General features: G+C 56.3%; 9 protein-coding genes. All 9 read right to left on the bottom strand.

All coding sequences use genetic code 11. The features are described from left to right. Window positions 1–66 precede the first annotated feature (66 nt). The gene (locus tag VGM48_RS02930; protein WP_331576217.1) at window positions 67–606 is read right to left on the bottom strand and encodes a hypothetical protein; all 540 of its coding nucleotides are present in this window, start codon (window positions 604–606) and stop codon (window positions 67–69) included. A 236-nt stretch (window positions 607–842) separates the two neighbouring features. Then, window positions 843–2273: a glucuronate isomerase gene (gene uxaC / locus VGM48_RS02935; RefSeq protein WP_331576218.1), complete on the bottom strand. Its 1431-nt coding sequence runs from the start codon at window positions 2271–2273 to the stop codon at window positions 843–845. An 8-nt stretch (window positions 2274–2281) separates the two neighbouring features. Beyond that, entirely contained in the window at window positions 2282–4162 is a 1881-nt protein-coding gene (locus tag VGM48_RS02940; RefSeq protein WP_331576219.1) for a DUF4350 domain-containing protein, read from the bottom strand. A gap of 4 nt (window positions 4163–4166) precedes the next feature. Then, the gene (locus VGM48_RS02945) at window positions 4167–5129 is read right to left on the bottom strand and encodes a pectinesterase family protein (RefSeq protein ID WP_331576220.1); all 963 of its coding nucleotides are present in this window, start codon (window positions 5127–5129) and stop codon (window positions 4167–4169) included. Window positions 5130–5209: 80 nt separating this feature from the next. Beyond that, window positions 5210–6256 carry a Gfo/Idh/MocA family oxidoreductase gene (locus VGM48_RS02950; protein ID WP_331576221.1) on the bottom strand — a complete coding sequence of 349 codons (1047 nt, stop codon included), beginning with the start codon at window positions 6254–6256 and terminating at the stop codon, window positions 5210–5212. 5 nt (window positions 6257–6261) lie between these two features. Next, window positions 6262–7908 carry a glycoside hydrolase family 28 protein gene (locus VGM48_RS02955; RefSeq protein ID WP_331576222.1) on the bottom strand — a complete coding sequence of 549 codons (1647 nt, stop codon included), beginning with the start codon at window positions 7906–7908 and terminating at the stop codon, window positions 6262–6264. A 4-nt stretch (window positions 7909–7912) separates the two neighbouring features. Then, window positions 7913–10615, bottom strand: coding sequence for a pectate lyase (gene pelA / locus VGM48_RS02960; RefSeq protein ID WP_331576223.1), 2703 nt, complete (start codon window positions 10613–10615; stop codon window positions 7913–7915). After that, the gene (locus VGM48_RS02965) at window positions 10605–12458 is read right to left on the bottom strand and encodes a RagB/SusD family nutrient uptake outer membrane protein (RefSeq protein ID WP_331576224.1); all 1854 of its coding nucleotides are present in this window, start codon (window positions 12456–12458) and stop codon (window positions 10605–10607) included. The genes pelA and VGM48_RS02965 overlap by 11 nt, the downstream gene beginning before the upstream one ends. Before the next feature lie 66 nt (window positions 12459–12524). Beyond that, window positions 12525–15788, bottom strand: a complete 3264-nt coding sequence (locus tag VGM48_RS02970; RefSeq protein WP_331576225.1) for a TonB-dependent receptor — start codon at window positions 15786–15788, stop codon at window positions 12525–12527. Window positions 15789–15790 lie beyond the last annotated feature (2 nt).

Raw genomic sequence — 15790 nt, forward strand, 5'->3', positions numbered from 1 at the left:
CGATTTTCAATTGTTTTTTGTCTTTTTCTTTTACTGAGACCTCCATTCCTATCGCTGTGAACTCCATCATAGACTATCAATCGTATTTATAAGAATTTGCAGTGTATTCTTCTTTGGTGCATCCGCCAGCCATTCAGACATCATCCGGGTATTCAATTCCCGGAGTTGGGTTTCATCCATCCGCGAGTTTTCCAATAGCCATTCGATGGCTGCCTTACGGCTTCTGAGGATGAGGCCTGAGGTAGAAATGATCTTATCGGTCAGGGCCTTTTCGGGAAATGCCACGAGGGCGTATTGATCGTCGGAAAGCCGAACGCGGCGTATACCGAAGGAATAATATGGCAGGGGCAGTCTGGTATAGCTAAAGGTGCCGACGGGGGTATTGAATGTCCTGGAGGTTTTGGTTGTCATGGATGCCGTCTCGAATACTCTTTCAGGGATCAATCCATGGTAGGAAAGTGCGGTATCGAGAGAAATATAGCTCGGGCCAAGGATATGATTGGCGAGGAGAAAGGGTTCGGGTCGAGTGGTTTCAAGTGTAGGGCCGGCGATGTAAAGTCCCTTACGGATGGGAGATAGGATCCCCTTGCGTGTCAAATCGTGCATCTTGTCGTTTGGACGCTATATCCCTTTAACAGCGAAACTAAGATCTGATGTGTTAAGGGCTGCGTAGCAAAAGACCGAATCGTTTGGTTAAGATCCATTTGTACAAATGTAAGAAAAATAGGTGCTAATTGGTAAAATAGCGATTATCGTATTAAAAAACAGCATTGATTTGACAAAATAAAATAGGATAATCGGTATTTTTCCGATTATCCTATTAAAAATGAACAGGTTATTGATTATTCCGAATAGGCCAGCGCGCCGGCGGGTTGGAAGTTGAAGTATTGCCGGGCGTTGTAGTAGCAGATGTCGCGGACGACTTTGCCGATCCATTCCAGGTCGTTTGGCAGTTCGCCATTGGTGATCTCTTCGCCGAAGAGGTTGCAGAGGATGCGGCGGAAATATTCGTGGCGGGGAAAGGAAAGGAAGCTGCGGGAGTCGGTGAGCATTCCGACGAAGCGGCTGATGAGGCCCATGTTGGAGAGTGCGTTGATCTGGCGGGTCATGCCGTCCTTTTGGTCGAGGAACCACCAGCCCGAGCCCCATTGTACCTTGCCTGCGATGGAACCGTCGTTGAAGTTGCCGATCATGGTGGCGAACAGTTCGTTATCGGAGGGGTTGAGGTTGTAGAGGATGGTCCTGGCCAGTTTGTCTTCTTTGTCGAGGCGGTCGAGGAAGCGGCCGAGGGCGCGGCCCTGGGAGAAGTCGCCGATGGAATCCCAGCCGGTATCGGGTCCGAGCTTTTGCATCATGCGGCTGTTGTTATTGCGCAGGGCGCCGAGGTGGAATTGCTGGACCCAGCCTTTTTCCCAGTCCCATTCGGCGAAGTGGACGAGCATGGCGGAGCGGAATTTCCGGCGTTCGGTGTCGTTGAGCTCTTTTCCGGCGCGGACTTTATTAAAGATGGCTTCCACTTCCCAGCCGGTGAACTCTTCGACATAGATCTCTTCGAGTCCGTGGTCGCTGACGGTGCAGCCCATGGAGGCGAAGAAGTCGTGGCGGTTCTCGAGCGCGAAGAGATAGTCGTTGAAATTGGAGATGGCGACGTTGGTCACGGCTTCCAGCCTTTTTATATAGCTGTTGAATTTGGCGGGGTCGTCGACGTTCATCGCGTTATCGGGGCGGAAGGCCGGGAGGATCGGGATCTCGAAGCCTTCCTGTCTGAGTTGTGCGTGGAATTCGAGGGTATCGACGGGATCATCCGTGGTGCAGACGGCGCGGACGTTCATCTTGCGCAGGAGGTTGCGGACGGAGTATTCTTTTGTCTGGAGTTTGGCCGAGCAGGTGTCATAGATCTTTTTTGCCGTGCGGCTGGAGAGGATCTCCTGGACGTCGAAATAGCGCTGCAGCTCGAGGTGGGTCCAGTGATACAGCGGGTTGCGGAGTGTATAGGGAACCGTCTCGGACCATTTCTGAAATTTGTCCCAGTCGGGGCGGTCGCCGGTGCAATAGCCTTCGTCCACGCCGTTTGTGCGCATTGCCCGCCATTTATAGTGATCGCCATAGAGCCAGGCCTGGGTCAGGTTTTGAAACTGGTGGTCGGCGGCTATTTGTTGGGGGGGCAGGTGACAGTGGTAGTCGATGACGGGCATCTCCCGGGCATAGTCGTGGTAGAGCCGGCGGGCGGCCTCGGAGTGGAGGAGGAAATTTTCGTCTAAGAAATTCTTCATGATAGATGTCATTTAGTTGGCGCCGTAAGAAGCCACTGGGCCAGATCACGGGCAGCCTTATAATTCTCAAAATCGGCCGGAAGCTTTCTTCCGTCGGTGTATTCGTTATAGAACCAGGGATCGCCGACAGCGAAAACCCTCCCCTTCCCTACCCTTGCGACCGCCATGATATTGTGACCGCCGTCGGTAAACACCGGTTTTGCGGGGCCGCTGAGCGAGAGGGTGCTGAGTTCTTTTATGTAAATTTTCTTAGTATTTCTGAATATTCCATCCTGCCCCGTCATGGTAAAGGCGCCCATTTCGTACTGGCTGCCGGTTACTTTGTGGTAGCAGTCATCCTTGAACTGGATGCCGAAGCGGGATGATAACCTGTTGAAATGGGTGAATTCGCAGTTGGCGGAGTCGTTGGACAGCAGGACGAGGGTGCCGCCGGCCTTTACCCAGTTGGCGATGGCTGTGATATCGGCGTCACTGGGATAATTGGGGGCCGGGGATTCTTTTTCGTTGTCGGGGTCGACGACGATATAGACGGAGGCCTTTGCGAGATTTGCCGCCGTGGGGGCGACCGCGAGGGTATCGAGGCGGGCGCCGAGTTTCTTAAAAATATGTCCCCAGATAGCGTAGCCATTGTTGTCCATTTCGTTCCAGATGTAATGGAAGCGGGTGTTGGCGCCGGTGATGTCTTTGTGGTGTTCGTTGTTGTAGTATTCGTCGAGCAGGACGGTCCTGGCGCCCGGGAGTTTCATTTCCATTTCGTCCGCTGCGAGCAGGAAGGCGCCCACTCCTTTGGGGTCATTGGGCACGACCTTTTCGCTGATATAGTAGGCATAGCTGCCGTCGCGGTTGGGGGATCCGCCGAGTCCGCTGACGCTGACGGTGCCTTCGAGATTGGTCCGGCCGCTGGCGTCGACTTCGAGGAATTTCTTTTGGATGCCCTGCCAGCCCTTTTCGGCGGTCGAGTGATAGATGGCGGGGAGATAGCCTTTCCGGGCGCCTTTAGCCAGGGTATAGACGAACATGCAGCTTGCGGAGGCTTCGGGGTAGTTGCCTTTTTCGTTGGGTTTGTCGAGAATATCCCACCACAAGCCGGTGGCGGGGTCCTGCACTTTCTGGATGGCGGCGGCGTAGCGGATCAGTATCTGCTGGAGCGTTTTGCGGCCGGGGTGGTTGGCGGGGAAGTAGTCGAGCGCGTCGACGAGGGCCATGCCGTACCAGCCCATGGCGCGGGCCCAGAAGTTGGCCGAGTGGCCGGTTTGTTTATCGGCCCATTTTTCCTGTTTCGATTCATCCCAGCCGTGGTAGAGAAGGCCGGTCTTTGTATCGCGGGTGTTGGCTTCGATGGCGGCGAATTGTTTGGTGATATCGTCGAAGACGCTGTCTTCGTGGAAGAGGGATGCATATTCGGCGAAGAATGGCTGGGACATATAGAGGCCGTCGAGCCAGACCTGCCGGGTGTATTTCTTTTTATGCCAGAAGCTGCCCTGCGTAGTGCGGGGTTGTTGCTTTAGCTGTTCGCGGAGGGTCTGTGCCGCTTTATAGTATTGTTTTTGCCCGGTGACGTTGTAGAGCATCAGGAGGATGCGGCCGCAGAGGATGTTGTCGAGATTGTAGTCTTCGAGCTTATAGGTGCGGATGTCCCCCTGTTTGTCGACGAGGCGGTCCATCTGGTGCTGGATATATTTGAAATAGCGGGCGTCGCCGGTGTTGTACCAGAGGCCTTCGAGGCCTTTCCAGACGACGCCTTCGTCATAGGTCCAGCGGATGGCGGTGGAGTCGCCTGTGTCGGGCCAGAGCTGCATCGTGGTGGAGGCCATTTTTTCCGCCGGCGATTGCGCGGTGGCGGCGACGGTGGTGCAGCAGGCGAGGAGGAATATGGTGAGTTGCTTCATATCATTAGTTTTTGGTGGGGTCCCATTTGTCGTGGAAGACCCAGGCGGGGGTGATGGATCGGGCGGTTGGGGCACCGGGGGCGGTGCTGAGATTATCGGCGTACCAGGAGAAGGGCTTGCCCGGCTTTTCACAGCCATAGTAATAGATCCGGCGGCCCCAGCGGATGACATTCTCCGTGGGGACGAGATAGATATCCTGGTCGGCCATGTTGGCGGCGAAGTGGCATCCGATTAGGTAAAATTGGGCGTCGCGGTGATACCGGCCCAGTTTGAAACCGTCGTAGCCGGTGAAGTTGCAGTCCTTCAGGACGGTTTTCGAGTCGGAGTCGGAGGATCCGTCGTGCCAGATGCAGGCCGGGCCGTTATCGGCTTTGAAGGTGCAGTGTTCGGCCCAGGCCCAGCCGCGGGGGCAATAGAAATCGACGCCGCCTTCCATGTAGCAATCTTGGAAATAGAACATACCCGCGGAGACGTTCCAGGGGCTTACGGTGTCCCCGCCATAGGCTTTGAAGATGCAGTTGATGGCTTTTAGGCGGGTGGTCTGAAAACTTCTGAGCGCCATCTGATGGCCTTCGCGGCTGATCGTCTTTTGAGAGTCCACGGAGCAGCGGATGGTATTGGAAGTTTTATTGTCGTAGCCGTAGGTATTTTGGATCGTCAGGTTTTGCAGGGTGATATCGCTGCCGCGGAGGTTGAGGGTGGCGACGCCCCAGTCGCTTTCATGCTCGCAGCGCCAGGCATCGCGGGCAAGGGCGAAGGTGAGAACCGTCTTTTCCCTGTCTTCACCCTCGAGGACGATATTGTTCTTTTCGATGAAGACCTTCTCGTTGTAGACGCCATTCTTCACCAGGATATGCCGGGGGGCGGAAGAATCCTGCGCCAGGCTGTTGATGGCGGCCTGGATGCTGGTGAAATTGCCGTGACCGGAGGCATCGACGACGAGCGTTATGGCGAGAAGTACATTCATATACATAGCAAGTGTACATTGTATGGGGATGACGAAGAAACAATCCGGCATCTTTTTTTCCGCAAACGTTATCGCAAACGTTACCGGAAGTCGATAATCTGTTTTGTTCGGACGCTTTCATAGGCTTTTTCTATTACCCGGATGATCCGGGTTCCCTCTTCGCCCGTGACGGGCAGCGGTGCATTGTTCCGGATGGCTTCGTAGATGCCGTCGAAATAATCCATATAATTCCCTCTTTCCGTGGGGACGCGCTCTCTGACCTCTTTGCCGTCGATCGTGGTGTGTAGGAGTCCCTGTTCGGAGGTGGGTTCCACGCCCCAGTCGTCGCCGACCGGCATGTCTCCAGCGAGGAGGCGGCGTTCCTGGACGTCCGTACGGTTCTTCAGGAAGGTGCCGAGATGGCCATTGATATTATAGGACGGAATGGGTTCGCGAACGAGGTAACTCGATTTGATGCGGCATCTGAAGCCCGGGTAAAAAAGGAGGACTTCCATATAGTCGTCGACCTTTGAGTTATCCCGGATGATAAAAATATCGGCGAAAATGGCGTCGGGATCGCCGAAGAGTTGGAGGGCCTGGTCGATCATGTGGGAGCCGAGGTCATAGAGCAGTCCGCGGCCGGGGCCGGGAGTTTCCTTATGCACCTTGGGGCTGAGGGCGGGGGTATAGCGGTCGTAATGGAATTCGGCTTCGACGAGTTTGCCGAGGACGCCGGAGTCGATGATGCGTTTTACCGTACGATAATCGCTGTCGAACCGGCGACTTTGATAGGAGGAGATCTTTTTCCCCTGCTTCTTTGCGAGGGCGATGAGATCGAGGCCTTCCGTTTCGGTGATGGCAAAGGGCTTTTCCACGATGACATGCTTTCCGGCCAGCAGGGCCTGTTTGGCATAATCGTAGTGGGTGTAGTTGGGGGTATTGACGATGACGAGTTCGACGGCGGCATCAGCCAGGAGATCGTCAAAGGTGCGGACGACCTTTACGTCGGGGTAGATGGCTTTTGCGAGGTTTTTTTCACGTTCCCAGACTGAATAGAATTCGAAGTGGGGGTTTACGTGGAGGAAGGGCGCGTGGAAAACGCGGCCGGACATTCCGAAGGAGCAAATTGCCGTCTTGATTGGTGTCATATTCTTTATTTTTGTTCTAAAGCTTCTTTCGTAGCCCCATAATTGAAGGCTGCGTTGTGGACTGCTTTTGAACGATCGGTATCCGCCAGGCGGATATTGGCACATTTGGCTCCATTTATACTGAGGAGCAGTGTAGTTTTCGGATAGTTGATATTATCGAAATGCAGGTCGCTGCTGTTTTCGACGTATATCACCGGCTGGGTTGTGTCGGCCGTGATCAGCCGGATATTCTTCAGACCGATGTTTTGCGCTTCGATCAGCTCCGCGCCTTTAGCAGCCTTTAGCACCATATCCGAGAGTTGGATATCCCGAATATTCATTTCAGGCAGTCCACGCACAAATATACCCTCTTCGGCCCCATCACAAACAATATTGCTGATATGAATATCCCGGAATTGCGGGGTTGCTTCGCTGACGGGAGGGACCTCGACTTTTACCTTTCCGGCATAGACGTCCGCGATGGCGGGGGGCTTTGCGAAATAGTACATGTCGAGGAAGACGGCCTGGTGAACGATATCCCGCATGCTGATATTCTTTACATAGATCTTTTCGACCATCCCGCCGCGGCCGCGAACGGTTTTGAAGCGGAGGCCGATATCGGTGCCGATGAAGGAGCAGTCGGAGACGAAGATGTTGCGGGCGCCACCGGACATTTCGCTGCCGACGACGAAGCCGCCGTGGGCGCGATAGACGATGTCGTTACGGACGATCATATTCTCGGTGGGGCGACCCCGTTTGCGTCCGTCTTCGTCGCGGCCCGACTTGACGCAGATGCCGTCGTCGCCGGCGTCGAATGTACTGTTTTCGATGAGCACGCCTTTACAGGATTCGACGTCGATGCCGTCGCCGTTGGCGGCATTCCAGGGATTGCGGACATGGACATCGTTGAGGGTAAGATCGGTGCAGAGCAGGGTATGGAGACACCAGGCGGGGGAGTTTTGAAAGGTTGTGCCCTCGAGGAGGACCTTTTTGCAATTGTTGAGCACGAGGAGGTTGGGGCGGAGGAAATCGCGGATATCCGCAAAGTCATTTGTCGTCATGCCGGGTTTCAGCCAGCCGGCGTCCTTTGTCCGGTATCCTTTCAGCGATCTTTCGGAGGGGAACCAGGTTTTGCCGTCTTCGGTGACGACGCCGCCGGAGGCGACCTTATGTTTCCATTCGCCTTCGGTGAGCCGGTCTTTGGCGATCCACCGCCAGCTATCGCCGCTGCCGTCGACGATACCGCCGCCGGTGATGGCGATGTTCTCGAGATCGGTGCCGGAGATGGGGGACTGGCAGCGGGCGGCGGGGTGACCTTCCCAGTTGCCGGAGACGATGGGGTATTGGTCCTTGTCGCTGGTGAATTGGACGATCGCCGCGCGATCGACGTGGAGGTCGACGTTGGATCTAAGAACGATGGGGCCGGTGAGGAACAATCCCGGCGGGATCAATACGACGCCCCCACCCTGCCGGGTGCAGGCGTCGATCGTTGCGTTGATGGCTTTTGTGTTGAGGGTGACGCCGTCGGGGATGGCGCCGTATTTTGTTATGTTGAAGGTGTCTTTTTTGAAGGTGGGTTTGTGGATGGTGGGCAGATTCGACCAGGAATAGTTTTGGGCGGTGGCGACGGTAACGAGGGAGATCAGTATGGTTGTCCACAAGGAGCGCATCATGGGATTATTTTTTATAAAGATAAGTTGTCATTGTGACATTTAATACATCCCAGTCGCCGAAAACCTTCCGAGGGGTAATGTCATTTGCCTCGGCGGGGGTGAGTTGGTGCGACCAGGGAACGCGCGCAGTGGGGTTTGCGCCGGGGCCTTCGTCTTCGAATTCGGCGTATCGCGCCGTCTTATAACTTTCCGTTTGGTTCCAGTTGGCCCAGCCATCGGGGAAGATGTGTTTGCCAAGGCGGCAATGAAGATAGGTGACGCTGGCATAGGGGCGCCAGGGTCTGCCGAGGGAAACATGGTTCAGGCTGCTGTCACCGGTGAGGATGCAGTTGTCGAAGATGAAACCAAAGGGGTGATCCCGGGGTGTAGACGCGGCTGTGACGTGGGAATTCTTTTTACTGTGAATATGACAATTTTCGAACCAGGCGGTGGCGGCGCCGAAGATGAAATCGGTTGTGCCTTCGATGTAGCAGTCCCTGTAGTACTGCCGGCTGTTCTCGCTGTTGAGGAAGAGGATATCCTGGTTGCCGATGATGCTGTCGTGGAGGAAAATCGCGCGATCGCCGCGGGCTTCGACGGCTACCGCCTGGCCGGCGGTGAATCCAGCGTCGTTGCGGAAGGTAATATTCTTTGCGGTGAAGTCGTTGCCGGTGATGCGAAAGCTGTACGAGTTGCGGGTGTTGATGCTGTCGCCATCTTTGCCGATGATGCCGGGGTGATCGCTCCAGGTGAGGACCGTGCCCGGTTCGCCGATGAGGGTGATGCCGTCTTTTGTCAACTGGAGTTTTTCGTGGTAGGTGCCGGCTTTGATGAATATCGTGGTGTTGGGGGTACAGGCATCGAAGGCGGCCTGGACGGTCTTGTAGTCCGTGGGTACGGTTATGCGGATCCACCTCTTGTATTCGTCGAGGACCTGTTGTGGGCTGTAGGTGTACCAGCCGTAGCCGTCACGACGTTCGCGGTCGACTTCCGCGAGGGAGTAGACGGGTTTGCTGTCGCGGTTGCAGAAGAGGGGGCGATGGGTTTTTAGTTCGTAGTAGCGGGTCCAGATGGGCGGGGCGCTGGAGTCGGTGACGACGACCCGGTCGGAGTAGCTGATGCGGAAGGGGGTGACCATTCGTTGGGCGGGGATGATCTTTACGCGGGTATCGGCGATCTCCGACGCGCGAAACCAGGCGACGGCATTTTCGATGGCTGTTTTTACGGCGGGCGTCGGGTTGTCGATGCTCATGAGGAAGATGACGAGATCGGCGCTTTCTTTGTTACAGATGGAGGGTGGTTCGAATTTGCGGGCCCAGGCGGGTTTGAGGCTGGTCTCGTCGTATTGCTGGCACCAGGCGGTTGGTTTGCCCGCATCGTTGATCTGGGTTTTGAGGATGCATTCCAGCCCTTTGTCATAGGCGGTGCGGAGTTTTTTCGCGAGGCTTCCGGTGACGAACGCGTATTGGGGTTTGTTGTCTTTTACATCTTTCAGCACGCGCATGATGCCTTCATAGGCGCCATCGTTGAACGTGATGCAGCGGCTGTAATTGTTTTCGAGGGGATAGTATTGGGGCCAGCCGCCGTTCCTGTACTGGGCGGTGAGGATAAAATCCAGGCCATTGATCGCGGCGGCACTATAGCGGTCATCGTGGAGATGGAGCCAGGCTGTGGCCAATGCCGCGATCTGATTGTAGGTGCTGCCGTTGTCGAAAGTAGTGTTTGTTTGACCTTTCGCCTCCAGGAGACTGTCTTTTTGAGCGGATGTCAGGATCGCGAAGGGATCGTAGTTCTTTGGCCAGCCGCCGTTGTTCTTCTGAAAGAGGAGGATATTGTCGGCGATGGCTTTTATCTCGGTGGGTTGGTGGCGGGGCCGCCCGGGGAGCGGATTGATGATATTTCCTTTGTCGAAGATCGCGTACCAGTGGCCGGCGTTATCGCCGAACGGTGCGGGGTCGATGACTGCCGCCGATGTCTGTGGGGCCGGGGGATGGGCGATATGATGTGCCAGATCGAGTTTTAGGGTGCGGATGTCGGCCAGGACGATCTCCGCCATCCGGCGGGCGCCGAATTCGCTGAAGTGGGTGTCGTCCGCCCTACCCTCCGGGTAGTTGGGATGTTCGCCGGGCTGCAGGTAGTTAAAGAGCCATTTCGAATTTTCGGGCCCGAATTGCTGCAACAGTGTCTGGCTTTCGGTGTCGAGATCGATGAGCGGGGTGTGCTGTCCGGCCGCCACTTTCCTGACGAGGGCGGCGTAGGCGGCGTGGGTTTCCTGGATGTTGCCGGTGCTATCGAACTTCCGGCGGGCGACGGGGGTGATGAGAATAGGAATGGCGTTCCTGTCGCGCGACTCTTTTATAAAGCGGATGAGGTTTTTTTGAAATTGGTCTTCGGGGGTGTAGGTGCCTTTTGTGGGGACCTCGTCGTTGTGGCCGAACTGGATGAGAACGTAGTCGCCGGCTTTGAGGGTTTGCAGTACGGCGTCCCAGCGGCCTTCGGCGATGAAGGACTTTGTGCTGCGGCCGTTCTTTGCCCGGTTGTCGACGGTAACCGTCGAGTCGAAGAAATGTTCGAAAGGCATACCCCAGCCGGTCTCGGGGTATGCCTTTATTTCTTTGTCGGCCATGGTGGAGTCACCGATGAGCCAGACGGTTGTTCGAATTTGCCTTGGCGTGAAAGCCGCCAGGGTCACGAGTACGAATGTGGTCGCGATGCGCTTAATATCCATAATCCTGCGTTAGATTCTTATTGGCATCCAGCACCTGCTGAGGTATGGGCAGCAGTTCGCTGTGATTGGGTTTGAAGTAGAAGGCGTAGCCATTTGACGATCCCGATGCGCTGAGGATGCCGCTAACGGCTTTGGATACCCAGATCTGTTTTTTGAAGCTTCCCATGGTGCTGACCGTGCGGGGAACATAGAAGGATGACTTCCATAGCAGGCCCGTGGCGGGGGTGGCTGTTGCATCATAGAATAGTGTGTCGGGAAGGTTGGCAAAGCTCAGGGGATTGGTGTTATAGCTTCCCGTGAAGCCGCCTGTTTTTGTCGCCATATTCGTCAGGTTGGTCTTTGCGTCTGCCAGGCGTTGAGCGAGGAGGTTCCAGCGGATGAGATCGTATTTACGGATGCCTTCGCCGCCGAATTCCAGGGAGCGTTCTTTTACTATCGCGTTGAAGAATCCGGCGTAGTCGTTTGGCGTCGTGCCGATCGGGCTGGAGCCATAGGCGCGTTTTCTCACCGCTTCCAGGGCGCTGGTGGCCGCGGCGGTTGGTCCGTTGCTCAATTCGTTCTCGGTTTCCGCGAACATCAGCAGGACGTCGGAGAAGCGGAGCAACGGCCAGTCGACGCCGAAGTATTGGCCGGTGGAGGTGTTGAGCTGGCTGGGATTGGACATCCAGTCCCTTCTGAACTTGCCTTCCACGAGGGTCGTGACCGGCCGTGTGGTCAGGCTGGTGAGGTTTGTGGCAACGTCATAGGCCGCGCAAGTCACGTCCCGGCGGGTGTCGGTGGAGTCGAAGAGGTAGAAATAGGTGGGTAGAACGGCGATGGCTGCATTGCCCAGGCCGGCGACCTTGTTGCCGTCGTAGTAGCCCAGTTTGCTGTCGTTGCCGCCCGCACCGCCCGCCATTGCCACGCGGAACATGATCTCTCCCGCGGGGTCGAAGGTATGGGCGTCGAGGGCGCCTTTGAATACGGTGTTATAGGAGGCATTGAGGGTGTGTTGATCCGGATGGGCCATGATCTGTGCGCATTCGTCGTGGGCGATCTGGTAGTACGTCTTGTAATCGGCCGGGCGCGCCATCACCTGGCCATAGGAGCTGCTTGCGCGGCGCAGGGAGTAGCCGCCGCGATAGAGTGCGATGCGGGCGCGAAGGCCTTTTACGGCGCCGAGGGTAACGCGTTCATCGTTCACGGGATCGCCGAGGTTGGCAACGTCGGTGCGCCAGGGGACGAGACTTTCCGCCTGGAGGAGGTCATCGAGGAGGTGGTTGTAGATGGTATCGCGGTCGGTCTTTCCCAGGAAGAGGTCTGTTGCCTGCGAGGAGGGCACCCATTGGGCAGGTACGTCCCCCCAGTTGCGGACCAGTTCGAGATAATATTGCGCGCGCAGGGTCAGGACCTCACCGAGCATGCGTTTCAGTTCGCCGATCTGTGTGGGTGTGCCGCTGGTGTACAGGGACATCCTGGGGATGTTGTAGATGCAGATGTTCGAGCGTTCGATGCCCTGGTAGAGTTGGTTCCAGGGGGAGTAGATCTGGGCGTTGCCGGCGGTGGCGTTGTAGTGGGCGATATCGCCGCGGTCATTGTCGCCGATCTGGTGAAGGCCCATCATTTCATCATTATCCAGGGGATAGTACATGCTGATGCGGATGCCATAGCCGTTGTCGCCTTCCATGTCCTGATAGGCGCCGAGAACGGCCTTTTGAGCGTTCTGGATATTGCTGAAGACATAGTCGGGGCTGAAGGAAGAGACGGCCTGCGGTTCCAGGTATTTTTTGCAGGAACCCACCAGGAGGAATACAGCCCCGAGGAGAAGGGCTGTTATTTTGAAAATGGGTGTTCTATATCGCATATTGTTGTATTTACTTTGCTTTGATATTTAATGTTTGTCCTTCGGACCGGCGGCCTCCGCCCGCCCCTAGAAGGTTACGTTTACGCCGGCCACGTAGCTGCGGCTGCGGGGATAGGCGGAATAGTCGACGCCCGGGGTAACGGGTGTGTTTAGCCGGGTACTTACTTCGGGATCGTATCCGCTGTAGCCCGTGATGGTGGCCACGTTATTTACTGTGGCGTAGATGCGCAGGCGGGCGACCTTCAACTTGCTGACGACACCGCGGGGCAGCGTATAGCCCAGCGTGATATTATTGATGCGGATGAAGGAGGCGTCCTCCACGGCCCAGGAGTTGGGGCTGAAGGTGGTCGCGCTGGACCCCACGAGGGGTATCCAGTATTTCGCGCCGCCATTGAGTCTGTTGAGGCTGTCGGGGGATGCACCGACGACCTGGCCGGAGGAATTCAGCCCTTCGTAGACGACTCCGCTGCCATCGACAGTATGCCAGCGGTTCTTCATAAAGCCCATAAGGTTGGCACCGGGCGTGTAACCGCTGGCAAACTCCAGCTTGTTGTAGTTGTAGACCTTGTTGCCGTATTGGAAGTTGATGAAGACGCTCATATCGAAGGCCTTGTAGGTGAAGGTCTGGGTAAGACCGCCAAAGAATTTCGGTTGAGCGTTGCCGATGATTGTGCGATCGGTTGCCGTCACGACAGAATCTCCGTCGATGCTTTTGTACTTGATGGAACCGGGCATCGGGGTGGATGCCGTGATGCTTGCATCGTTGACCAATCCTTTTTTCGGAGTATAGATACGGGTGGAGGGGTTGTAATCGAAGTCGCTGGTCTTATAAAAACCATCGTTCTTCAATCCCCACATCGCGCCGACGGGCTGACCGACCTTCACGATAAAGTCCGAAGGGTTGCCGCTGCCGGCCCAACCCGAGTTCTGGAGGTAGGACAATTGGGGTCCGAGATCGGTCACCTTGTTCTGATTGAAGGAGATGTTGAAATTTGCGCCCCATGTGAAGTCACGGCGTTGCATCACGGTTGCGCTGAGCTGGACCTCCACTCCTTTATTCGTCGTGGAACCGACGTTTTGCAACTGGCTGGTATAGCCCGTGTTGGTCGGGATAGGTGTGGCGACGAGCAGGTTGTGTGTCTTGTTGCTGTAAAGGTCTACCGTCACGCCAAACCGGTTGTTGATGATGGTTGCGTCGAAGCCGATGTTGCGGGAGATGGTGCTTTCCCATTTCAGATCGGGATTGGCAAGAGCCGGAGAGGTGAAGGACGTTACCAGGTTGTTGCTCAAGGCGGCCTGGACGCTGGTGGAGAATGTCGTCGTGTACAGGTAGGGGTTGATGCGATTGTTACCCGCGGAGCCGTACGAGCCCCGCAGTTTCAGGTCGTTTATCCAACTGACGCCTTGCATGAAGGACTCCTGCGAGACGCGCCAGGCCACGGTTGCCGAGGGGAAATAGCCCCAGCGGTTTTTCTGTGCGAACAGCGAGGAGGCGTCCGCGCGGAAGGAAACGTATGCCAGGTATTTGTTATCGTATGCGTAATTGAGCCGGCTGAAGAAGGACAGGAGGCGGGCGCTTATATCGGCGGTGGTCGGTTTCGGTTCGATGAGGGTCGAGTTTGGCGGGGTGCCGAGGTTCATATTACCCAGGGCCGCCGAGTGTGTCGTGCCGAGGGGAAAATAACGGGTCTCCACGTAACCGTCCTTTTCATGGGTCTGGTAGGTTTCCTGGCCAACGAGCAGGATGACCTTGTGTTTGTCTTTCCAGCCGCCGCGCATCAGGCTATTGTTAAAGGTGAAGACGTTGGAATTATCGAAGGTCTGGCGGTCGGTCGTGGTGATATCCCCGATCGGCAGGCCTGCGCCGTTATTTTTCGCGTTGGTGGTGAGGGTATCGTCGAAGGCGTCCATCCGGGTGTTGTTGTCATCATAGCCAAAGGTGCTGCGGAACGAGAGCCATTTGGTAAGTGTGAGGTTGGCGTAGCCGTTCAGATCCAGGACATTTACATAGTTGCGACGATAGGTCTGCTGGTTCAGCAGGACGGGGTTGACGAGGGCCAGGCTGTTCGCGTTTGTCTCCGAGTAGTAGTTCGGGTCGAAGGTGGTTGCCGATTGGCCGGGCCGGAGGAAGGGTTGATAGCGGATGACCTGCCGGAGGAAATTGAGGGAAGAAGAGCCGGGGTTGGAGGTACCGCCGCCGTCGATGGTCGTATAGTTATAGCGGGCGTTGAAGCCGACCTTGAGGATACTGGTTGCCTGGTGGTCGAGGCGGAAGTTGACGAGCCGGCGATCGTAATCCGAGAGCTGCATGACGCCATCGGAGCGATTGTCGGTGAGGCTTAGGTTGTATTGGGTTTGTTCGTTGCCGCCGGACATGCTTACGTTGTGGGTCATCTGGAAGGCGTTGCGGCCCAGCATTTGTTTTTGCCAGTCGTAGGGCTTTACGTTCTTGTATCGCTGCACCGTGTCCCAGCTGTACCCATAGGGACTGATGCCCGAGCTGTCGCCCGTGAGCTTTGCCCGTTCGTACTGGTAGTACATGAAGTCGTAAGGGGAAAGAACGGGTAGTTCTTTTGACAACTTGTTGAACCCCAGGAAGCCGTTGTAAGTGACGGTGGTCTTACCGCCGGTGTTGCGGCCACCTTTTGTCGTGATGATCACGACGCCATTCGAGCCTCGGGCGCCATAGATGGCGGTGGAAGCCGCGTCCTTGAGGACGTCGATGGAGGCGATGTCCTGGGGGGAGATGAAGTTGAGGGCGTTGTCCAGCTGGATGCCGTCGACCACATACAGGGGTGAGTTATCCTGGGTGACCGAGCCGCCGCCTCTCACGCGGATGAGTATTTGCGCGTTTGGCGAACCTTCCGAGCCGGTGACCTGAACGCCGGCGAGGCGGCCGGTGAGGGCTTGCTGGGCGGAGTTGATGGGAATGTCTTTCAGGTCTTTTGCGCCGATGGAGGAGACGGAGGCAAGGACGTCCCTTCGCCGGACGGACTGGTAGCCGATGACGACGACGTCGTCGAGGGCTGTGGCCGTGTGTTTCAACCGGATAACGATGCCGGGTGTGGTGTCGGAGATGGGGATGGTGACGGTGCTGTAGCCCGAGTAAGAGATGGTGAGGGAGTGCTTTCTACCGTCGGCGGGCAGCTGGATCGTGAATTGCCCATCGGAACCGGTGGCGACACCTCTATTGGTACCCGATAGGATCACGGAAACTTGTTGGAGACCTGTGCCTGTGCTATCGTCGATGACACGGCCGCGGAGGGTTTGAGCCTGCAGGCCGAGGGAGAGCAATAGCGCCAGGGACAGGAGAAGTGGGATTCTCTTCATAT

Source organism: Puia sp., from assembly GCF_036500295.1.
GTDB lineage: Bacteria > Bacteroidota > Bacteroidia > Chitinophagales > Chitinophagaceae > Puia.